Genomic DNA, 22,592 nt, shown 5'->3' on the forward strand with positions numbered 1-22,592 from the left:
CGTCGAAATCGTCGCAGGAGCAGATGGTGGCGCAGGTCACCAGCAGCAGCACCTCGTCGAGCCGGTACATGATCCGCTGCGGCTCACGATCGTCCGAAAGCGCGGAAAAATGCTCCAGCAATAGGGCCAGACGCGCACGCGGAACCTCCTCGCCGGAAAACCGAAGTACCAAACCATCCATCGCAGTGCTCCCAACCGAATCACAGCACCCAGCGAATCACACCCGAACGTCAATGCAAAATGCCCGAAAATCTCCGTTAACCTGAATTCCCAACCGTGCACACAGGCCGGGTTCCCCTTGACAACGCTCGTGAATCAGCGCGATACTAGTGAAGTGCCTTCCTGCCGCGAAAGACGCAATATGCATGTTATGCAGGAATAAATATGACCCACCGGCTGAATATAGATTTCGAAGAAGCTGACCCTTCCCTAGAGGAAAAATGGGTTATGCTTTCAGTTTTTCTGATCACAACTCCGCTGGTTGGATTGCTTCTTGCCTTTGCGTCACAGGGCGCAAACCTATTTGATACATCGAATTCGGAGATGGCCTCCCTCCAGAGTTCTACAATCGTGCTACCGCCGCGCTGAGGACCAAGACCATGAGGCCTGCGATGAATGTGCTGCGAGAGTAGAGCGTTCGTCGCCGGATGCGCGCACAGCGATCGTTTTTTCGACCTGTCTTTTCGCCGCGCTTCCACAACGAGTCGGCGGTAGTGTTTTTCGCACCCACCAGCAGTGGCGTTCAAGGGCGCGGGGCATGTCTAGCACAGCTAGCCTGAATATCTCACCAAAAGAAGTGCATCGGACCCTGTGCTTCCGAGCGGCTGGAGAGGCCGCCGGACGAACCCACGGACGCGAGGCCAGGCGGAAATACGATGACCTACGTCAGCGCGAAGCGCACCGCAGTGAGCACACTTGCCAAAATCAGCACCTTCTCGCAAGCGAATGGGGCTTCGTCGTACCCGACAAGCCCCATGACTGTACTGCCGTTATAGCCAATCTCAGGCGGCTTGGTCGAGCCACACCTTTCCGAGGTCGATCTCGAATGTCGGGTGCATTGCGTAGCCCCTGACCTGCTTTGTCGAGTGGTTAAACAAGGAAAGCCAGTAGGGCTGGATGATGATGCCGGAATCCTGGAGTAGTTTTTCGATGTCTTGCATCAGCACCTTGCGATTCTGCGCATCTGGGACGGTCAAGGCTGCGTCGAGTTTCTCATCGAACTCAGGGTTTGACCATGCTGCTTCGTTCCATGCTGCCCCCCTACGATAGGCAAGCACCAAGGTCTGTACGCCAAGCGGCCGCATGTTCCAATTCGTTATCGAAAGGGGGTATTTCAGCCAGTCGTTGTAGAAACTACTACTGGGTATGATCGTATGCTTTACCTTGAAGCCGGCTTCGCGCCACTGGGCCGCGATGGCTTCGCCGGTACTCTTGAGCCAATCCTCGTCACTGGTCATGATGTCATGTTCAAAATCAAGCGCGCCCGCTTCCGCCATGAGCCGCTTGGCCGCGTCCGCATCGCGTCTCTTTTCCGGGATCGGGTAAAACTCGGGATGTATGGGCGCGACATGATAGTTTGCAGCCACGGTGCCGTAGCCATTGACTGCAACTTGCAGCACAGCAGCATTGTCGACCGCCAGCTGTAGTGCATTACGGACACGCTGGTCGTCATAGGGCTTAGCGGTAACGTGAGTGCGGCATACCAGAGTTGTAGATGTTTTTGCCTCAGACTTCACCAGACCAAGCTTATCGAAAATGGGCACATAGTCCGCAAAAGTTTGATAGTTTGCGTCTATCTCGCCGGATTCGAACGCGCTGGTAGTAGCGGAGGGATCGGTGCCATAATCGATGAATTGGATTTCATCCAGAAACGCCTCACCCTCCCACCAACTGCCTTTTGTCCGACGCTTCAGAACAGCTTTCTGGCTTACCTCCCATGAAACTAGTTCAAACGGTCCGGTGCCCACAGGGTGCTTGATGATATCCGAACCGTTCTTTTCGTGGTCTCTGTGAACAATCAATGCCGGATAGTCCGCCATCCCCGGAATGATAGTAATGTCAGGTTTGGCCAACCTCAGCTTGACAGTGTAATCATCTGCTTTGGTAATGGCCCCTTCAACAGCTTTACTTGTCTTCTCATCAATGAGGTTGGCCATACGCTCGGCCATTGAGTTTCCGGCCACGCCCTTCTCACACCAGCGCAGCAGGTTGAAAATCACGTCGTCTGCAGTAAAGTCGTCGCCATTGTTCCACTTGACGCCTTTGCGGACATGCAAAGTATATTCGGTCGCCTGGTCATTCGTCTCCCAGCTTTCTAGAAGACGTGGCTCAAATGTGTAGGCGGTAGTGTACTTAACCAGTGGCTCAAGAAACTGTCTGTAGATATTGGCGATTTCCGAATAATCATTAATGCGGGGGTCCTTGGCGCCATAAACTAACATGCCAATGCGCAGGGTGCCGCCTTTCTTCGGCGCTTCGTCCGCACGTGCCTCCGGCACCGAGCCCAACATCGAATAAGCCACAGCCGTTGATGCACCGAATGTTGTGGCAAGCGCCAAGAACTCGCGTCGATCCATCCCGCCCGTCTTGACCTCGTCGGCCAAGCTAGCGAAAAGCGCCGGCAGAGGCTTGCCTCGCTGATTGAAAAATCCCATTCAAACCTCCTCATTGGTTAAGCGACGCCCAGTCGCATGTTTACAGATCGCGGCCCTTAGACGGGCTTGTTTCCCTCAATTGCCATCTCGGACCTGCCGGCCCACGGCTTATTAGAACTCGATGATAGGGAACGGCAGGAGCCGTGAGAATTCTCAAAAAGTTTCGTCGGGGTTAAACTCGATTTATATCAACGGCCTAAGCTCACGACCCTGGTGATAAAGCGACAGCACCAGACGCCGAAGCTCCAAACCGAAGTGCCCGTCGACCCCGTCCGGCAGCGGAGCGACGACGATCCGGCCATCCGGCAACCGCCAGCGGTCCCGATGATAGCGGACCACCCGCACCCCGATCGTCAGATCCTGCACCACGAGCTTGTCCGCCCCAGAAACCGCGAGCCCGGTGGCGGCTCATAACAAAGACGGCGCTCTTCGGTGACGATCGCCCGGCTCGAGCCACGCCGCTTCGGACCCGTTGCCGCAGGTGAGCTCCGCTTGGACGACTGCTCCATTCCGCTCGGCTTCAGCGTCGGGCGCGGCGGTAGACCTTTCAGACGCCGGATCTCATCCTTCAGAGCCGCATTCTCGGCGCGAAGCCCGGCGACCTCTGCCCGCAACTGCAGGATCATGTCGAGCAGGTCCGCAGGGGGCGGCGTTCGAGAATCTGGTGGCTCCGCCATGGCCTGACAGAATCACGCCGCCCGCCAAACCGCCACCCACTCTAACCCGATACACCCGAGTCATAACGCCGCGTCCGCCACCGGTTTTGCCCCGGTTACCACGACGGCACGACGGAGACTAGCTCACATATGCTTGCTGAAGCGGCCTCTGTCGGAAGGATCTCACCCGCAAGAGCAGCACTTGGAGCTGCTTTCTGATCACGTTCGCTCGAAGGGCGCGAGCGCCCGGCTGGATTGTTCAGGACGGGACGGGAACGGAAACGGTGCAGGATCACGGAACCGCTCCAATACGTTTCTCGTCAGTCGGGACACGTCATTGTCGTAACCGTTTATGGGCAGGCTCATACACCAAGATATTGAGCCGACTGAGAAGACTGCACCGCCGCTGGAGGTTTCGAAAAAGACCAGGTCTGATCGAACATTCTTGTTCTCGCTCCCCCCGATCATCCAGTGCATGGCCCCGAACTCCTCTTTGGCCAGCACCATGTAGTCAGAATGATTGATTGAGGAGGCGATCACCAGCGCGTGTTGAGGCGATCCCAGATCCCTATCATAGCGATCTAACTCCTGCCCGGCCGCTCCATTGCCGGCCAGCCCGTAGTTGCCGAACGGTCCGTCCTTGCCGATACCTTTGAAGATGAAGTCAACGCGAGGGTTGGCGCTGTCCGGATTCCACTGATAGTAGGATCCGGACTGGAACCCTTGAGCACAAAAACCCACTCCCAAAAGTTCGTTGGGGGTCCGGTCTTGGCGACGCCAAAGGCCTCCATATTCGCCCGTCGTACTCATAAAATATTCGCCGGGCTCAGCAGACCAGGTACGCGAGCCGTCCTCGGAGCGCCGAACTTCGATCAAGCCCGGTAGGGTCGGATGGAACGCCGTCCTCCAGTAGAACCCGTTTCCACCAAGATACATCAGCCGGCCGCCCCGGCTGAGATGAGTCCGTAAAGCATCCCACATAGCCATGGACACATATTCGGGGTGGCAACCGGTCAAGACGACGCGATAGGGTTCGAGTATGCTCTCGCCCTCTTTGTGAAGGTCCTCGTCGGTGATGACATCTGCGTATATCCCCAAGGCATCGAGCCAACCGGTGAGATACCCGTCGCCGCCAAACGACCAGTAGTTTGCATTTGGAGATATGTTCAGGACCGGCCGCAAACGGGACGAATAACAAACGCCACTGCCGTCGGTGTGTAGATCGTAGACCGATTTCCCATATTCAGGGTTTTCGTCCAGGAAGATGTCGTCTTCACCGAAAATGGGCAGAGCCCCCATGCTCATCTCATCAAGAGGATCGCGTGCGATAAGCCTTTGGTTCGCATAAGCCGTGTAGGTCGCCGTGGACGCCAAATATACAGCCTCGGAGGTCGCTTGCCCCTTCGGCGGCCGCACGAAGAAGATCACATAAGCCGGGGTTGCACCCAAAGCATCGAGGCGAGCAGCATAAACTCCGCTGGCGATGCCCTCGGGCACAGTGAACGTAAAATCGGTCGACCAGCCTGCGTCGTAGAGATCATCGTCATGGAAATGGATGGCACCATATTCCCCTGGCGCGGAACGCCAATCGTGAACCCTTCCGGTCCAATTAAAGCCTTTCATCGCCCTGGTGGGCATATTGACGAGTTTTCCGTCCAACCCATGTCCCGATACGTCCCTGAAGACATCGGATCCCTGGTCAATACTGAAATCCCAATCGGCAACCAGATGAGTGGCTAGTCGGCTGACTCCAGTGTCGCCGCTAAGTGAAGCAATCTCGTGGACGGACGCGGCGCCCGCGTAGAGCCTAGGGCTGTCAATCTTGCCATTGTAGTGCCCACCCGCTCGCACCCCTCCTGCCTCGCCGGTTTGTCGATGGGAGGCGATATAAAACGAATCCTGCGGAAAGATTTGCGGAGCTAGAGTTTCATCAAACACTCGGGTTTCCGGGGAGCTCAGGTCGCCTACGTTGCAAAGGGAGCTCTGGTGAAGGATGACCGCACGCGTTTTGGCATCATAACTGGCTGCGACGAAAACCCACTGGCGTTCCCGCAGAGGAGTGTCCAGTGTAACCGCCGACATATTCCCTCTTCCATCCCCACTCAGGAAAGTTAACCGGCACTCCTCATCAATCTGAAGCGCAAAACCTGCGCCGTTTTCGTCATCCCAGGTACCTGCAATGGTCTGACGTTTGGACCCAAGCAAAGTGGGCCAGAGCCATGCCTGGAAAGTAAAGTCCAGCAGGTTGGAGAACGCGGTCTTGTGTTCAATATAGCCGTAAGAGCCGGTGTAGATACGCTGGCGTCGCGCTGGGTGTTGACCGGCGAAAGGTGCAGCGACCTCGCGTTCGATGAGGCCAGCAGTTTGCGGATGGTCTTCCGTTGTGATCAGCCTCACTAGTCGGGCCGAAAAGTCAGCGGCTTCGCCTATTGAGCTCACCTTGAATTCGATGGTGTCGCCGGGCTTTGCGCTTAAGACATTGGCGTAACCAGACAACGTCCTCACGGCCGATCTCCGTCTGGAAGTTCCGTTCCGAAATGTTGGCGCCACCGCTGGCGAAACACGTACCACTCCGCATCTCCCAGATCATTGAAAACGACCTCCTCGTGCCTTTTGATGGGCTGGCCTGGGATCCCCGTCAGACTCACGAGCATCCAGCTTCGGTTCGGCTGAATGGCGAGCAAGGCATGTTTTCCGGCTATGGGAACGCTTCGAAATGTCCGCAGAAGTTTCTGCAGATTCGGGCTGTGATGCCCGAACGGTGCACGACGGAATTCGGCTGCCAAATCAAGCGACTCTGAGGGGTCGTCAGCGTGCATGGCTATTCAGCCTCAGCTAATGCAGGCGTGCCGGGAGTAAGATCGCTATCGACGGCAGCATCGATCGAGTCCTCAATTATTTTCAGAGACTCATCGATGATTGCATCCGGTATCGTAAGCGGAACGAGGAAGCGAAGCACGTTAAAGTGCCGGCCGGCTGACGCCAGCAACAGCCCCCTCTCAGCTGCTTCCTTGATCACTCTCACAGTCAGTGATCGCGCGGGCTTGCGCGACTCCGCATCTTCGACCAATTCGACGCCGATCATCGCCCCTAGCCCGCGGATGTCCCCTATCACCGAGCTATTTCGTTTCTTCTGAATGCGTTGCAGACCGGACTTAAGGCGCTCACCAACCTCTTGGGCCCTGGTGAGAAGGTTTTCTTTATCTATGACATCCAGAACGGCCAGGGCCGCAGCACACGCCAAAGGGTTACCCGCATAGGTTCCGCCCAAGCCACCCACACCGACGCAATCCATGATCTCGGCCTTACCAACCACTGCCGCAATCGGGATACCCGCTGCCAGGCTTTTCGCCGTCAGGATCAAGTCAGGTTCGACCCCGGTATGCTCAATCGCAAACAGGCGGCCGCTTCTTCCCATGCCGCACTGGACCTCGTCGGCCACGAGAACAATGCCATGACGGTCACAGAGCCGCCGGAGACCGGACATGAATTCAACCGGCGCAGGGATATATCCACCCTCCCCTATCAGTGGCTCGATCACAATCGCGGCGACTGCGCCCGGCTCAATTTCCGTTTCAAACAGCGTCTCCAACGCTGTGAGACAATATTCTACGCTGACGCCGCGATAGAGATCCGGATAAGGCGCGCGATAAATGCTCCCAGGAAACGGCCCAAACCACTGTTTGTAAGGATTGACCTTGCCGGTCATAGCCATGGTCAAAAGAGTACGACCATGGAAGGCTCCGCCGAAGACAATGATGCCGCGGCGCTTCGTATACGCACGGGAAATTTTGACAGCGTTCTCGACCGCTTCAGCTCCCGTTGTCAGGAGGAGGGTCTTTGCCGGTCCCCCAACGTTGCAAAGTTTGTTCAAACGCTCCGCAAGGGCGATATAGCTTTCGTAGGGGGCCGTCCCGAAAAACGTATGGCTAAACTTGTTAAGCTGTTCCTGCACAGCAGCCACCACGTTAGGGTGCGAATGTCCGACTGCCAGGGCGCCCATCCCGCCCACGAAATCAATATATCGCCTGCCCTCCACGTCCCAAAGCTCGGCATTGCGCGCTTTGTCCACGTAGATTGGGAAGGACATGGAAGCCCCTCCGGAAACGGCGGCCTTACGACGCTCGTCGAGAGCAGAGTTAGATGCCATCTTGGTACACTCCTGTTATCATCCTAATGATCTCGGCCCATTCGGGCCTGATGCCCGATCGCCTAAGGTAGGCTGAGCTTTGCCGTTCGACCGCCATCGATCGTCCAGACCTGGCCCGTGACAAAGGACGCCTCGTGCGAGGCCAGCCAGGCAACCAGGTTCGCCACCTCTTCTGGCTTACCCGAGCGTCCTATGGGGTGAATGCGGGCAATCTGCTCCCGGAACGTTTTGGGGTCAGTCATGCTCTCGATGAAGTCCACGTTCAAATCGGTGTCGATCCAGCCGGGCGCGACTGCGTTGCAGCGCACACCTTCACCGCTGTGATCAATCGCAATCGCGCGGGTCAGGCCGTGGATGGCAGCCTTCGAAGCGCCGTAAGCAGCGTGTTTTGGGTTGGACCCAATCCCTTCTATCGAACCGATATTGACGATATTGCCAGCGGTCGCACGCAGGTAGGGCATAGCACGTTTGATCAACATGAAAGGAGTGGTAAGGTTGACAGCGATAGTCTTCTCCCAGTCCGCCAGGCTCATGTCTTCGACGAGGGCTTCCTGCATCATTCCGGCGTTGTTCACTAGGACGTCGAGCCGCCCCGCCCGTTCAACAACCGTGTCTATGGCCTGGCCCGCCCTTGCCGGAGCTGTGAAATCGACCGTGACAGCCTCGAATTCCCGGTCCTCACCACGTTGAGCGGTGAACACGCGGGCACCTTCATCGCTAAGACGCCGCGCGGTAGCGAGACCGATGCCGCTACGCCCGCCCGTCACAAGGGCTACCTTTCCTTCAAACCTTTTCATCCAGCTGTCTTTCCACCGTTTTGCTCACCCTCACATCAGCATCAGCCTCGTTCCACTGCCGGTTCGCCGTTTCATCCCTGAATTCGGATTCCGATCTCGCGCAGGATGGCCAGCGGAGCCTGATGAATGCGCCGGTCAGCGGTGACAACCTCCACAGCTCGAATGCCGCACTTGATGGTCGAGACGCGAGGCTTCCGTGCAGCAACCACCGAAGTACGCCCTCTGCGGCGCCGGATTACTGGAGCCTTCAGTATCCATCACGGCCTCCTAAGGGCATATGTCCACGCGGCACCCGCGATAATAGGGCCCCGCGATTTTCCTGAGGACTGACAAAACATTTCGCTGGCCTTCAGTTCAGTTTATATCTTCATCAGTAGTCCGCAACCCGAGACGGTGAGTTACGACATCGTCCTGTTGTGGTATAAGGGGCAGCTTCGGTCCCCACGTGCTGTATCCAGCGGCGGAGGGCACCGGCTGCGGTGTCTGGATGGCAATACTCCCTTGTCATCGTTTAATTGAAATAGTTCCCTGCCAACTCGCTGAGTGAAGGCGTACCGTGGCGTACTCGCGCCAACGCTCATCTGACGTTGTTTTCCAGTTCCAACTAGACCATGTGCCTTAGGTGTCCTAGACGGAAAAGATCGCGCCTGATATAGACTTGCTTCATGTCAAAGCTTCGCAATCTCGTACCCTCCACGCACTCGCTTTTTGTTTTCGAAGCGGCTGCCCGCACTCTGAGTTTCAAAGGCGCAGCCAGCGAGCTCAACGTGACGCAGCCGAGTGTCTCCCACTCGATCAAAATGTTCGAAAAGCATTGTGGCACCGCGCTCTTTGCTCGCGACAATCGCGGAGTGCAGCTGACGGAGGCTGGCAGGCAGCTCTATGACGAGGTGCGAACCAGCTTCCGCCGTCTGGAGCAGCGCCTTGAAACCATCTCCGATCGCGGGACGAAGTACATCACTTTCGCAGCTTCGACATCTCTCGCGGCACATTGGCTGGCGCCGCAGCTGTATCATTTCCAGGAAGAGCATCCGGACATTAAGATCAAGGTGGTCGCTACCGATCGGGACATCGAGCCCGATCACGAAGTAGACGTCACCGTCTGGGTACGGCCACGGGATTTTGATAGGACCAACAGCTGGTTCATATGCGACGAGATCATCTTCCCTGTCTGCTCACCCGTATATCTTCTATCGCATCCCGCTCCACAGACCATCGATGAGCTAATTCACCATCAGCTCATTCATTCTTCCGATGCCTTTCGCAAGCGAATGGGCTGGCCGGAATGGGTCGAGCTTGCGGGCGGAGATGCCAGCGAGATCAGGCCGAGCATTGTCTTCAATGACTATCAACTGACGCTTCAAGCAGCTCTTGCGGGCGAAGGAATTGCGTTGGGATGGTCTCTCACCGCCCAGCACCTGCTCAACAACCGCCTTCTCGTCAAGGCATTACCGACTCAAATCCAGACCGAAAGAGCCTTCTTTCTGTTAGCAAGCGACGATGCCAGCCAGAACAAGAGGTGCAAGGATCTGGTGGACTGGTTCCTCGCTCAGTCAATCGAATTGCGCTCTTAGACGTCTAACGGCCAGCGCAACCTTGTGTCTAATACCAACCGCCACCGGATCGTTTTCCGGCTTCCTTTACTCCTTACCTAGGTAACAAGAGACTGCGCAGTCGACCCAGGTATAAATTGCATTTAAGGCCAGCGAAACCTTTTGCGAGTCCTCAGGACAATCGGTGGGCCCTAGTATCAGCGTCAATGAGCAGGTGCCGCATTCCGTATCGTGGACCGAAGAATGCTCTGGCGGCGGACCTTTGGGAAGATGCGATGATGGATACTGATACTCCCCTAGTTCGGCGGCGCGGAGGGCGCGCGTCAGTCGTAGCTGCCCGAGAAACAGAGAAGAGGCCTCGCGTCTCGACAATCAAGTACGGAATTCGGCCCGTCGAGGTCGTCTCTGCGGAACAGTTGGAACGCATTCATCAGGCTTCGCTGGCAATCCTGCGCGAGATCGGAATCGAATTTAGGGATGAAACGGCGATCCGGCAATGGAAAGAGGCTGGCGCCGATGTTCAAGGCCAACGTGTGCGTTTCGATGGCGAGATGCTGATGGATCTCATTTCGAAGGCTCCCTCCCGCTTTGAAATGACGTCTCGCGATCCATCACAGCGTTTTGAGATCGCGCCAGACACAATGACCTTCAGCGCCATGCAAGGCGCGCCAAACATCCGGGACCTTCAGGGCGTGCGACGCGCATCCACAATCGAGGACCTTCGGAACATGAACCGGCTGACCCAGATGCTGCCTGGGTTCCATATCGCCGGCGGGTTCACCTGCGAGCCGACTGACATCGCTGTTCCATGGCGCCATCTGCACATTAACCATTCGAGCCTAGTGGAAACGAACATGCCCTTCTTCGGTCTGACGACCGGGCAGCAGCGTGCCGAGGACTCGATTGCCATGGGTCAGATAGTCCACGGCAAGGCATTTATGGATCAGAACGCGGTGATGCTCGGTCACGTGTCGGGAAACTCGCCACTGGTCTGGGATTCGACGATGCTGGAAGGGCTCCGCGCTTTCGTCGAGGCAAACCAGGTCGTCCTGTTGTCTCCTTTTGTGCTTGGCGCCGCAAACACTCCTGCCGACGTCCCGGCCACAATTGCCCAGTTAAATGCCGAGGCGCTCGCCGCACTTGCCTACACCCAACTGGTCAGGCCCGGCGCCAAAATGATCTACGGACAGTATTCAGTCTCGGTGTCGATGCGCAGCGGCGCGCCGATGTCAGGGATGCCCGAGGTCACTCTGATCAACGCCGTCATCGGCCAACTGGCGAGGCGGTATGGCATACCGTGGCGCACGACTGCATCCCAATCATCCGCCAAGACCTTCGATGCTCAATCCGGTTATGAATCGGCGGTGGCTTACATGTCCGGCGCCAGCGCGTGCTCGAACTTGATGATGCATGCCGGCGGCTGGGATGAGGCCGGCCTCGTATGCTGCATGGCGAAGTTTGTCGCAGATGCTGAACAGAACCTGATGATCGAAAAATATGCGCGGGGGATTTCCTTCGAGCATTTCGAGGACGCGCTTGAAGCTGTGCGGCGCATCGGCCCGGGCGGCCACTACCTTGGAGATTCTTTCACGCTCAAGCGCTTCAAGGACGCATTCTTTACACCGGAGATTCTGGATTACCTCAGCTACGAGCAGTGGAAGGTCAAAGGCTCCAAGGACATGGCGCAGCGCTGCCGTGAGAAGGCTAAGTCGATCATCGAGAGTTACGACCAGCCGCCGATGGATTCCGCCGTGCGCGAAGAACTCGATGCGTATGTGGCGCAACGCCAAGAGGAAATCTCGCCAAGCCTTGCCTGAGGCCTCGCTCCACGGGTCGACAAGGGAAATAACCGGGAACCACCAACAAGCGAGAAGAGAATGGGACCTTTTAAAAGCAATAAAGATTGCGTACCGGCTTCCATCGAAAAAATGGCGGCCGACGTCAAAGCTGGCCAAATGGACAGGCGCGAGTTCCTTGCGCTTGCAAGCACATTCGGCGCCTCCGCCGCGATGGCCTATGGCCTGATCGGGGTAGCATTGCCCCAGCCCGCACGCGCCGCTGAGCCGAAGAAGGGCGGAACCCTGCGCGTGTCCATGCCGGTCAAGGCGCAGAAAGATCCACGTACCTATGACTGGGTTGAGCTTGCCAATATTTCACGCTGCTGGCTTGAGCCGCTCGTGCGTTACACACATGAATTTACGTTCGAACCTGTCCTGCTGGAAAGTTGGGAGATCAATGATGACGCTACAGAGTATGTCTTCCATGTCCGAAAAGGCGTCACCTGGAACAACGGCGACGCATTCAACGCCGATGACGTAATCTTCAACATTAGCCGCTGGTGCGAGAAGGGTGTCGCCGGCAACTCGATGGCGGCACGGGTCGGGGGGCTTATTGATGCCAAGACCGGCAAGGCGAGAGATGGAGCGATCCTCAGGGTGGATGACCATACGGTCAAGCTGATGCTCAGTGAACCGGACATCGCCATTGTCGCGAATTTCACCGACTATCCCGGACTGATCGTGCACCGCACCTTCGATGCTGGCGGCGCCGACCCCGTCGCGAAGCCGCTTGGAACGGGGGCATTCGAACTGGTCTCCTACTCGGTCGGCAGCAAGGCTGAAGTCAAGCGCCGCGAGAATGGAAAGTGGTGGGGCGGTGAAGCTCTGCTCGATGGAGTGCAGTTTATCGACTACGGAACCGATTTCCAGGCGACAGTCTCCGCCTTCGACTCCGGCGAGATCGACCTTAATCTGGAGACGCCGGCGGACTTCATCGACATTCTGGACAAGATGGATGTGGTCAAATCGGAGGTCGCTACCGCAACGACACTGGTCTGCCGCACCAACACGACCAACAAACCGTATGACGACAAGAAGGTCCGTAACGCGCTGCAGATGGCGGTCGATAACAATGTCGTGCTCCAACTTGGCTATGCAGGACGGGGAACGGTCGGCGAAAACCATCACGTCAGCCCGATTCATCCGGAATATTATGCCCTGCCCAAGAAGAATCGCGATGTTGAGGGCGCTAAGAAACTCATGGCTGATTCCGCACATGCCGACTTCGAGCATGAGCTGATTTCGATTGACGAAGATTGGCAGAAAAACACGGGTGATGCGATTGCGGCCCAGCTTCGCGAGGCCGGCTTCAAGATCAAGCGCACAGTGCTTCCGGGTTCAACTTTCTGGAACGACTGGTCAAAGTATCCCTATTCTCTAACCGTTTGGTACATGCGACCGCTTGGCGTACAGGTCCTTGCGTTGGCTTATCGCACTGGCGAAGCTTGGAACGAGACTGCTTACTCAAATCCCGACTTCGACGCAAAACTCAAGAAGGCCTTCTCGGTGAGTGACGCCACCAATCGCAAAGACCTTATGAAGGACCTCGAGGAGGTGCTGCAGGACTCCGGGGTTATCATCCAGCCGTTCTGGCAAAGCCTCTTTGGTCACATGAACAAAAAGGTTCAGAACTACGCAATTCACCAAACTTTCCAGATGGATTTGCAGAAAGTCTGGCTGGCAGCCTAATCGACTCCCAAGGCTCCAACCGGAAGCCTGGTCGGTGCCCCATAGAGCATCGGGTACCGACCCCCTTTAATTATGCACGAGGCAAACCGATATGGCCACCGACGAGATCATCCTTTCCGAGCTTTCCGACGAAGAACTCGTGCAGCAGATGCACGACGATCTCTATGACGGACTGAAGGAGGAGATCGAGGCAGGCACCAACATCCTGCTCGAACGCGGCTGGCAGCCCTACGCCGTGCTCACCGAAGCGCTGGTCGAGGGCATGCGCATCGTCGGAGAGGATTTCCGCGACGGCATCCTGTTCGTGCCGGAAGTGCTTCTGTCCGCCAACGCCATGAAGGCTGGCATGTTCATCCTGCGACCGCTGCTTATCGCCACGGGCGCGCCGAAGCAGGGCAAGATGGTGATCGGTACCGTCAAGGGCGACATCCACGACATCGGCAAGAACCTCGTCGGCATGATGATGGAGGGCGCCGGCTTCGACGTCATTGACCTCGGCATCAACAATGCGGTCGAGAAGTATATGGCAGCGATTGAGGAGCATAAGCCGGACATTGTCGGTATGTCGGCGCTGCTCACAACGACCATGCCCTACATGAAGGTCGTCATCGATACGATGAAGGAAAAGGGCATTCGCGACGACTATGTCGTGCTGGTCGGCGGCGCGCCTCTCAATGAAGAATTCGGCAAAGCCGTTGGCGCCGACGCCTACTGCCGCGACGCGGCGGTGGCGGTCGAGACCGCCAAGGACTTCATGAAGCGAAAGCATAACACTCGCAGTTGAAGACGGCGGCGCCCATCCCGCAAGACGCTCGCGCCAACGCGGCCGCTCGATGTTGATCACTATCAACGAGGATGTAAGACCTTATGAACGCGCCATTTTCAGCGGGAGACCGTTCGCGGATCGTGGGATGGAATCCCAGCCGGCAGGTGACCGACACCCAGGACGTGTACCGACTGGTCATCCTTGCACTTCCGGGATTTTCCCAGCTCGGCCTTTCATCCTTCGTGGATCCGCTTCGCCTTGCGAATTCCATCTCCGGCCGATCCTTCTTCGAGTGGACGATCGCGAGCCCGGATGGCCAGCCGGTTGAATGCGCCAGCGGGTTCATCCTGTCGGTCGGCAGCGATTTTGCCGGCACTGGGGAATGCCTTCAGGCAGGCAAGGGACCAAGCATGGTCATCGTCTGCGCCGGTGAATGGGTCCAAAGGCAGGTGTCGACTTCCCTCACGAAGATTCTTCGGCTTTGCAAGCGGCACGGGGTTCCAATCGCGGCATTGGGTACCGCGACATGGCTGCTGGCGGAAAGCGGGTTGCTCGACGATACCGCTTGCACAATCCATTGGGACAAGAGGGCCGCCCTTTCTGAAAAATTTGGCCGCCTCAAGGTGACCGACCGCCTGTTCGTTCGTGATGCTCACCTGGTGACTTGCGCAGGAGAATTCGCGTCGTTCGACCTCGTTATGGAACTAATCAGCGAACGCCTTGGCAGAGACACTGCGTTGGCTGTCTGTCGACATACGACTGCAGGACATTGGCGCCCTGCTTCGGATAGACAATCGACCATCAATGCTGGTGAAACCGGCATCAGCAAGCCGCTGTCAGAAGTCATTCGCATCATGGAGGAGCATATTGAGGACCCGCTGCCCCTCCGCGACATTGCAAAATGCGTCGGCCGCTCACAACGTCAGATCGAGCGGCTTTTCGAGCGGTCGGTTTCGTCGTCTCCCATGCGCTTCTACCTGCATTTGAGACTTAGCCGCGCTAAGCGTCTCATCGAACAAACAGAGTTGCCGATTGTTGAGATAGCGATCGCCTGCGGTTTCGCGTCGGCCTCGCATTTTTCGAAATGCTTCCGCCAAGCCTTCGGGGCTAGTCCCAGTACCTGTCGAGGCCGGCAGTCACCATAGCGCACACATCTCAGATGATTTGATCTTATATCGGGCAATATTTTTCCGCCTTCAGCAGCTCGGAGCCCCGCCAAAATGCAGCAATCCGTCGGCACACCGACACATCTTCAGCAGCAGAAACCATCAAAAATGTCCTTGTTTTCGATCATGAACAACAAAATTGATCCGACGCGCCGGGCGACGGCGCTAAAGCCGGACGGAACCATAGACGACAACGATCGGGTAGAGATCGGACCGACAGATGTCGCCTTCGCCGAGTGGGCAACGTTAGGCCTCACTCCTCCCAATCTGGAACGGATGAGGAAAACCCGCCTAGACCGCATCATGCAACAGCTGCGCCAACGGGATTACGCCGGCGTGCTGTGCTTCGATCCACTGAACATCCGATATGCAACTGATTCCTCGAACATGCATGTCTGGATCATGCACAATCCGTCGCGGGCCGTATTCGTGACGGCGGACGGTTATGTCGTTCTCTGGGATTTTCACCGCTGTAGTCATCTGTCGACTTACCTGCCGCTCATCAACGAAATCCGGGATGGCGGCGCTGGCTTTTATTATTTCGTCGCCGGCGATGAAGAGGAAGCAATCGCAAAAAACTTTGCTGGGCAGATCGACGAACTTCTGCGCCGTTTTGGTGGCAAGAATCGACGCCTTGCCATCGATAAGATCGAGATTCCCGGCCTGCGAGCTCTCGATGCACTGGGCATCGAGGTCTGCAACGGAATGCAGCTTATGGAGCATGCCCGGGCCATTAAAGGAGTCGACGAGATCAATGCGATGCGCTGCTCGCTCGCAACCTGCGAAACTGCGGTCGCCAAAATGCGCGAGCGTTTGCAGCCAGGCATTGCCGAAACTGAATTGTGGTCGGTTCTTCATGCCGAAAACATCGCCCGCGGCGGCGAGTGGATCGAAACGCGCATTTTGACGTCCGGCCCGCGCACGAACCCCTGGATGCAGGAAGCCGGCCCACGCCGCATAATGCCAGGTGATCTGGTTGCCTTCGACACTGACATGGTCGGACCTTACGGCATGTGTGCGGATTTTTCGCGCACCTGGTATTGCGGCGACGGCAGGCCCACCGACGAACAGCGAAGGCTACACGCGATTGCGTACGAGCACGTGATGACTAACATGGCCATGCTCAAGCCTGGGGTATCATTCACCGAACTTACGGAGCGCAGTCACAAGCTCCCTGCCGAGTTCATCGATCAGCGCTATGGCGTCATGATGCACGGCATCGGACTATGCGACGAATATCCAGCAATCCTGTACCCAGAAGACTTCATACCTGGAGCGTTCGACTACATGCTCGAGCCAGGCATGACGTTGTGCGTCGAGGCCTACATCGGCGCGTTTGGTGGGCGCGAAGGCATAAAGCTGGAAGAGCAGGTGCTGGTCACCGAGAGCGGCGTTGAAAATCTCACGAAATGTCCGTTTGACGCGGCGTTGATGAGTTAGACTATCGGGGTAAGTTTCGAGAGCTTGCGGAGGTTCTGGGCTGCGGCTGCGAGGTGGAATTCATCCTCGGCACCATTCGGTCCTCGCATCGCATTTGATCGAGCTTCTGGATCCGCTTGATGTGGGCGAACAGCATCTCGACCTTGACCTCGGTAGCGGCCATTATCGGGCGCCATGTCCCCGCGCGCGCCCTCATAGATCGACCTCAGAACATAGCGACCGGGAAGACGACGCGACGCCGGAAGCGATCGCGGCCCCGCTGGAAAGGACTGTATTCGAGACCGGCCCGCACGCCCCTCGATGCTCTCGCTCGGGCTGCAGCGCTTCGGCCTGCAGGTTATCTGTATTGAGAGCCGGCAACCTATCATGCGCTGAAGTCGCTGGCGACCCGGAGAACGACGACCGCAATGATGCCTGCGGCTTGGCGCATTTGTCCCCACCGGCTTGTTCAAGCCCGCGCATGTGAAGTCGCTGCCAGCGCATGCCACGCGCGCTGATCATCGCCCGCAAGAAGCTGGGCGAGCAAGCGGGTTATAGTGGAGAACCAGATTCGTGGCCTCGCTGTGCGGTCAGTGAGGCAATCGCCGACTGTCTGCCGACTGCCAACATGCAGGGCCTCATTGGAGCGCGCTGGCATGCCTTCCGCTACCGTGGAGATCGATGCCGGCATCAAGAGGATGGGCAAGGCTTCATTGGCATGACGTCGGCTGATGACAACCCCGGCCTCGGCCATCTCACCGGGCTTGGAACGATGCCTAAGGTCGGGATCGCGCTTGCACGGCGACTGGCCCCGATCGTGTAGGCGACGCTGCGGCACGGCACCGAGTTCAAAGCTACAGCCGGTCCCGAGCAGCGCCATTCGACACCTCGGTGTCGGTTTGTCGAGTGCGCTACACACGCTTTGTATACCCAGTCTCGCATTTTGCCGCAGACCAAATAGCTGAAAAGCAACCACGAAATTTCTTCCTCGGCTCGATAAGTCAAATTGGCATGGTTCTTGAGCCCTTTCGATGTGAGGCGGCAGGAACTACCGACCGGCATCCATGTCTTGGGCAGCCGCGATGGGATGGAGCGAAGAAGGAAAGCTACATGTCACGTCTGTGTAAAATCGCCTTCTACAGCAGCGTGGCATCAGCAACTCCACCGCCTCCCAAATAGCCTCAGCGCAATTTGGAAGATCCGGAAACGGATTACGAAATTGCCGATGTATCTGTACGCACAGTAGAATCTCTCCGCAGTACTCCCATTTATAGGGAAAGAAAAACCCATGTCGACGCCAATTATCAACAAACGCGTATCTATTTTGAGAGACGACGTCGCCTGCGCAAAGCAGCTCAATGCCCGCAACGTGAGAGTGCTCAACACGGGTAGCGATAGGGGCCACGGCGTATTCGCTTCTCGCGATTTCTTGCCAGGGGAGATTGTTATCATCGGGTTAATTGACCGGATGGTGAGGAATCGGACAACGAACTCGTTTCAAATGGACTGGAATGTCCATGCTCTCTTTCAGAAGCCCGCTGTCATTGTGAACCATTCTTGTCATCCAAAGTTAGCGATTGTGCCCAACCGCTTCGGGGCTTACGATTTCGTCGCTATTGAGCAAATCTCTTCTGGTGTCGAAGTAACGTGGGACTACGCTACCTCCGAGTTCGAGTGCGTCGGGGTATCAGTATGTCTTTGTTCATCGGACAACTGCCGAGGTGAAGCGGCAGGTTTCTCAAAGTTACCTCGTGATCATCCGATGATTGTGTCTGGATTCTGCGCACCCTATCTCACCAAATTTGCGAAGGGATAGGGTTGTTTTTGTCGGTTCATAGCATCTTGGGATTACTCCGTCACGCGGAAGGGCTAAAAGAGACTGAGTATGTCCGCCGTCTCACATGATGTGTTGGCTGAAAAGATGCGGATAGTTTATTCCATGCCGTCGTTTCTTCTTTGGAGCGGTGTACTGTTGACTCGGATTGGTCGGATAAGGGTCACTCCGCGACGCCATCCGTGTTAGACCATCGGTCATAGCGCAGTTCCGCTCGCGAGCGCCGGCTTTCCACTCGGCGTGATGTCGCAATCGAGGCCGGATCGAGAACGTAGCCTTTGGTCCGCTCCGCAGCGAGCGGTGGATCCAGAATTCATTCGGTCTTTTTCCTGAATGACGATGGATTGATTTCCCGTCCGTGCGAACGTTTTTTCCCCTAAGCTCCGAAAACGCGCGCAGTGATTTCTCCGGCCAGTATGCTGTGCTTCGATATCTTCTCGCCGCCGCCGGGCGACAAAGACGTCGGTTTTTCGCGAGCGGGATCGATTGACATTGGTCACCCCCAGGTTGATGGTGTCCATCTGCTCGTTCCTCAGCCCGAATACATACAGCGTCGTTCGTGGACACGCATCTGCGGCGGCGCGGAGCGCGAGATGCGTGTCCAAAACCTGACAGCGGCAGAAAACATGTCAGGTTCAATACAAGCGGACCTCTTGGACTCGGACGTTTTCAACGGGTAATCATATCTTACTACGCTCTGGGCGCGCTGGCACGGCTTTTGCTAATTCAGATGCGGCAACACTGAGTAAAGGCTGACCGCGCACAGGCGCGTGTGACGAGCGATGCTTTCCTTGAATATACGTGCTCCGTTTTCAAGGGGGAACAAGTTTGCGCACAAAGTCGGCAATAGCACTGGAGAGCAACATGGTATTGCAGATGTGTCACCGGGCCCTTCGGTCAAAGTGGAGAACTGGCTGTGTTGCGCGTACTCATGAACCTTCCAGCTCGCCAAAGTGTACATTGTCGAACTTGGTTAACTTGGTGCGGACATGTATGGCGGCGATGCCCCATCTGGTGAAGCTGCAGGAGAAATACGAGGACAGCGGACTTGAGGTTGTCGGAAGCGCGGCGGATGAAGCCGCTCCAACGGCTGTTGAGGCCTGAAGCAACTTGGACGCGTGGTTGACCGAAAAAGTGCTCGAATCTGACCTGTCGGATCGCGTTTCCACGCGTTGCCGACGATCATCTACCTTACATAGAGGAAAGTCATGAACACTCCCGATCAGCAGACGGCACTGGAGCAAGCCGCACGCAAGCGCATCAAGGATTCCCACGCCCTCGACGGCGATGCCGGTCGCTTGGCCAACTTCTATCGCGGATGGGCCAGTTCCTACGATGTGGACGTGGCCCAGGGGTACTGCGGGCCGATGATCGTGGCCGAACTGGCGGCGGCCGTGCAGACGGCCTATTTGGCCAGACATCGAGCAGACATGACAATCCTGGATGCTGGCTGCGGAACAGGCCTCGTCGGCGTGGAACTGGAAAGCCTCGGGTTCCGGCTGATCGACGGGTTCGATCTCTCCGAGGAGATGGTCGAAAAGGCACGTCAAACGCGAGCTTACCGCAAGGTCCGAGGCGATGTCGACCTTAACAGGCTGCCCTCCGAATACTCCAGCGCAAGCTATGATATCACGGTCTGCTGCGGTGTCTTCACGCTCGGACATGTCGGACCAGATGGGTTGCGCGAACTGGCTCGCGTCACACGCCCGAACGGATTCGTAATCGCAAGCGTCCGCAAGAGCTTTGCGGAGGCCACATCCTTTGAAGACTACGTGCGGCGTCTGCAGGATGAGGGCGTCCTTATACCTGCAACGTGTCTAAGGAATGGCAGATATGCCGCCGACGAGGACGCCCACTATTGGGTCCTAGAGGTGCCGAAGGAGATGAGAACAACAGAGGAACAGGGGTCATGATCCGTCTACCGCCCATCGTGGCGAAAACTGCAACGCGATACGAAGGCGCGAGCGCCTGCTGATGACCTACGACGAGTACGGATTGCTCTACTTTTGTATGGCACAGGCATCGCGAAAGACCGGGCACGCAGGCCATCGGCGTTTCCGACGTTCTTCGCATTGCCATGATCAAACAACCAAATCAGCAGTCGTCTCACATTGTTGAACAAAGAGGTATACTATGTGCAGGGATTTCGTAGGCAGACTAGACGACAAGCTGCGCGCAAAACGCGAAAGCTTTGACAAAATACCTTTGGTTGATATAGCGCCGCTTCTCGATGGAACGAACAAACAGGCGGTGGCCAAGGAGATACGCTGGGCGTTGTCCAACATTGGTTTCATGTATGTGAAGAACCACAGCATACCGCAAGACCTCGTCGATTCGGTATTTGATGTCAGCCGTCGGTTCTTTGATCTGCCAATGTCGCAGAAGATGTCATTGCACATCAGCAAATCCGATGTGGCCCTCCGGGGCTACATTGAGCCGTTCGGGGAGAACACCAATCCAGGCAAAACGAAAGATCTGAAGGAGTGCTTTGACTTTGGACCTGAACGTTTGACGCTGGAAGGTCCGTTTTTTGGCCCCAACCAGTGGCCCTGGGATCTGCCCAAGTTTCAGGAATTGACATACGGATACCATCAAAAGATGGTACACCTCGCGAAGAAACTCTTGCAAGGAATTGCGCTCAGTCTGGACCTGTCGGAAAGCTATTTCGAGGACCTCATGCGGAACCCGATCAGCATTCAGCGCCTGCTTCACTACCCGCCGCAGAGCGGTTATGTTAGCGAAGACATGATCGGAATTGGCGCCCACACGGATTACGGCAATTTGACCATCCTGGCACAGGACGACGTGGGGGGACTTCAGGTCATGAACCGAGACGGCGATTGGGTACAGGGCACGCCGATCAATGGCACTTTCATAATCAACATCGGGGACCTGATTCAGCGGATCACCAACGATGTCTACCTGGCGAACTTGCACCGCGTGGTAAATAGCTCAGGGCGCGACCGATACTCAATCCCCTTCTTTATCGATGCTGATTTCGATGCGATCATTGAGCCATTGGCCATATGTGTCACGGACAACAACCAGCGGCGCTACGAGCCGGTGACTTGCGGCGAACACAAACTCGGGCGTTTCGCAACGAGTTACGCTCACTTGGCCAAAGTGTAAGAGAGCGGACAGGCACTTATTCACTTGACACCGGCTGCCGCAGGTCATCCGGAGAGTTGCGTCATTCAAAAGTCCTTTGCCAGTCCGCAAACAGGCGGATTTCAGAAAACGCCAGCGTGAAACAATACTTTTGATTGTCAGTCACACCTGCGGTAGCGCAGTCATGGACAGCGGTTCGAGCCTTCGAGCGCAAAGCGGCCGTCAAGGGTCGGTGTCCCGAGCATCTGTCTGCGCATTTCGCAAAAATGGAACAGTCGTTCCGCTAAATTGTGGGTAAGCGGTCAGCCGATAACGTCAGGCCTAAAGTTCCAAGGCATGAGCATTTCGATCTCGGATGCCGGCCATCCTTGAGCGATGCGGGTCAAGGTCTGCGAGAGCCAGTCGAGCGGATCGACGCTGTTCATTTTGCAGGTTTGCAGCAAGGTGGCTACCGTCGCCCAGGTTCGTCCACCGCCTTGGCTGCCGGCGAATAGACTATTCTTTCGCGTGATCGTCTGGGGCCTGATTGCACGCTCGACGATATTGGAGTCGATTTCGATGCGACCGTCCATCAGAAAGCGTTCCAGCGCCTCCCGCCGGGTGAGCGCGTAGCGGATCGCCTCGGCGGTCTTGGATTTTCCGGAGACCTTCCCCAGTTCCGCTTCCCATATATCGAAGAGGCTCGCGACAATGGCCACGGACTTTTCCTGACGGAGCGCGGCGCGGCTTCAGCATCCTTGCCGCGAACCTCGTCCTCGACCTTCCACAATTCGGTCATGGCGATGATCGTTACCGTCGCGGCCTGCGAGATCCCGCTAATATGCAGGTCGTAGAATTTGCGCCGCAGGTGAGCCCAGCACCCGGCGAGCCGGATTGATTCATTGCTGCCGGCTTTGGCCCGTGCCTTGACCAGGTTGGTATAGGCCGAGTAGCCATCCACTTGCAGGATACCGCTGAACCCG

Annotated in this window: 17 protein-coding genes and 3 pseudogenes; 10 read left to right on the top strand and 10 right to left on the bottom strand. The window is 56.7% G+C overall.

Annotated elements, in window-relative coordinates; genetic code table 11:
* From NKJ26_RS31145 to NKJ26_RS31170, 7 genes are all read right to left on the bottom strand, one after another.
* On the bottom strand, positions 1-181 hold a 181-nt coding region (locus NKJ26_RS31145), incomplete at its 3' end, for a transposase family protein (protein ID WP_352699494.1).
* Between the two features lie 820 nt (positions 182-1,001).
* Positions 1,002-2,654: an ABC transporter substrate-binding protein gene (locus tag NKJ26_RS31150; RefSeq protein WP_352699495.1), complete on the bottom strand. Its 1,653-nt coding sequence runs from the start codon at positions 2,652-2,654 to the stop codon at positions 1,002-1,004.
* 183 nt (positions 2,655-2,837) lie between these two features.
* Positions 2,838-3,023 carry a hypothetical protein gene (locus NKJ26_RS31155; protein ID WP_352699497.1) on the bottom strand — a complete coding sequence of 62 codons (186 nt, stop codon included), beginning with the start codon at positions 3,021-3,023 and terminating at the stop codon, positions 2,838-2,840.
* A 506-nt stretch (positions 3,024-3,529) separates the two neighbouring features.
* Positions 3,530-5,806 carry a N,N-dimethylformamidase beta subunit family domain-containing protein gene (locus NKJ26_RS31160; protein WP_352699499.1) on the bottom strand — a complete coding sequence of 759 codons (2,277 nt, stop codon included), beginning with the start codon at positions 5,804-5,806 and terminating at the stop codon, positions 3,530-3,532.
* 5 nt (positions 5,807-5,811) lie between these two features.
* The gene (locus tag NKJ26_RS33690) at positions 5,812-6,129 is read right to left on the bottom strand and encodes a N,N-dimethylformamidase alpha subunit family protein (RefSeq protein ID WP_502903249.1); all 318 of its coding nucleotides are present in this window, start codon (positions 6,127-6,129) and stop codon (positions 5,812-5,814) included.
* A gap of 2 nt (positions 6,130-6,131) precedes the next feature.
* Positions 6,132-7,460 carry a 4-aminobutyrate--2-oxoglutarate transaminase gene (gene gabT, locus NKJ26_RS31165; protein ID WP_352699501.1) on the bottom strand — a complete coding sequence of 443 codons (1,329 nt, stop codon included), beginning with the start codon at positions 7,458-7,460 and terminating at the stop codon, positions 6,132-6,134.
* Between the two features lie 62 nt (positions 7,461-7,522).
* Positions 7,523-8,257: an SDR family NAD(P)-dependent oxidoreductase gene (locus NKJ26_RS31170; RefSeq protein WP_352699503.1), complete on the bottom strand. Its 735-nt coding sequence runs from the start codon at positions 8,255-8,257 to the stop codon at positions 7,523-7,525.
* Between the two features lie 665 nt (positions 8,258-8,922).
* On the opposite strand from NKJ26_RS31170, the gene NKJ26_RS31175 reads away from it, so the two are divergent.
* From NKJ26_RS31175 to dddP, 6 genes are all read left to right on the top strand, one after another.
* Positions 8,923-9,831 (top strand): LysR substrate-binding domain-containing protein, encoded by a 909-nt coding sequence (locus NKJ26_RS31175; RefSeq protein ID WP_352699504.1) that lies wholly within the window; start codon positions 8,923-8,925, stop codon positions 9,829-9,831.
* Between the two features lie 257 nt (positions 9,832-10,088).
* Positions 10,089-11,627 carry a trimethylamine methyltransferase family protein gene (locus tag NKJ26_RS31180; protein WP_352699522.1) on the top strand — a complete coding sequence of 513 codons (1,539 nt, stop codon included), beginning with the start codon at positions 10,089-10,091 and terminating at the stop codon, positions 11,625-11,627.
* Between the two features lie 60 nt (positions 11,628-11,687).
* Complete coding sequence (locus tag NKJ26_RS31185) at positions 11,688-13,337, top strand: ABC transporter substrate-binding protein (protein ID WP_352699506.1); 1,650 nt, start codon at positions 11,688-11,690, stop codon at positions 13,335-13,337.
* A 91-nt stretch (positions 13,338-13,428) separates the two neighbouring features.
* The gene (locus NKJ26_RS31190; protein WP_352699508.1) at positions 13,429-14,121 is read left to right on the top strand and encodes a cobalamin B12-binding domain-containing protein; all 693 of its coding nucleotides are present in this window, start codon (positions 13,429-13,431) and stop codon (positions 14,119-14,121) included.
* 83 nt (positions 14,122-14,204) lie between these two features.
* On the top strand, positions 14,205-15,248 hold the full coding sequence (locus NKJ26_RS31195) for a GlxA family transcriptional regulator (RefSeq protein WP_352699510.1): 1,044 nt from the start codon (positions 14,205-14,207) through the stop codon (positions 15,246-15,248).
* Positions 15,249-15,323: 75 nt separating this feature from the next.
* Positions 15,324-16,709, top strand: a complete 1,386-nt coding sequence (dddP, locus tag NKJ26_RS31200) for a dimethylsulfonioproprionate lyase DddP (protein WP_352699512.1) — start codon at positions 15,324-15,326, stop codon at positions 16,707-16,709.
* On the opposite strand, the pseudogene NKJ26_RS31205 reads toward dddP, so the two are convergent.
* Positions 16,706-16,933, bottom strand: a pseudogene (locus NKJ26_RS31205) (transposase); the annotation flags it as partial. The gene dddP and the pseudogene NKJ26_RS31205 sit on opposite strands and share 4 nt — an antisense overlap.
* 29 nt (positions 16,934-16,962) lie before the next feature.
* On the opposite strand from NKJ26_RS31205, the pseudogene NKJ26_RS31210 reads away from it, so the two are divergent.
* Together NKJ26_RS31210 and NKJ26_RS31215 are read left to right on the top strand one after the other, a co-directional pair.
* Positions 16,963-17,275: pseudogene (locus NKJ26_RS31210) on the top strand (IS110 family transposase); the annotation flags it as partial.
* A 701-nt stretch (positions 17,276-17,976) separates the two neighbouring features.
* Complete coding sequence (locus tag NKJ26_RS31215) at positions 17,977-18,504, top strand: SET domain-containing protein-lysine N-methyltransferase (RefSeq protein WP_352699514.1); 528 nt, start codon at positions 17,977-17,979, stop codon at positions 18,502-18,504.
* A gap of 215 nt (positions 18,505-18,719) precedes the next feature.
* On the opposite strand, the gene NKJ26_RS31220 is transcribed toward NKJ26_RS31215, so the two are convergent.
* Entirely contained in the window at positions 18,720-19,043 is a 324-nt protein-coding gene (locus NKJ26_RS31220) for a hypothetical protein (RefSeq protein ID WP_352699516.1), read from the bottom strand.
* A gap of 687 nt (positions 19,044-19,730) precedes the next feature.
* On the opposite strand from NKJ26_RS31220, the gene NKJ26_RS31225 reads away from it, so the two are divergent.
* Positions 19,731-20,435, top strand: a complete 705-nt coding sequence (locus tag NKJ26_RS31225) for a class I SAM-dependent DNA methyltransferase (protein WP_352699518.1) — start codon at positions 19,731-19,733, stop codon at positions 20,433-20,435.
* A gap of 220 nt (positions 20,436-20,655) precedes the next feature.
* Complete coding sequence (locus NKJ26_RS31230; RefSeq protein ID WP_352699520.1) at positions 20,656-21,651, top strand: isopenicillin N synthase family dioxygenase; 996 nt, start codon at positions 20,656-20,658, stop codon at positions 21,649-21,651.
* 281 nt (positions 21,652-21,932) lie between these two features.
* Here NKJ26_RS31230 and tnpC read toward each other — a convergent pair.
* Positions 21,933-22,592: pseudogene (tnpC, locus tag NKJ26_RS31235) on the bottom strand (IS66 family transposase); the annotation flags it as partial.

Source organism: Mesorhizobium sp. M0152 (assembly GCF_040322415.1).
Classification (GTDB): Bacteria; Pseudomonadota; Alphaproteobacteria; order Rhizobiales; family Rhizobiaceae; genus Mesorhizobium.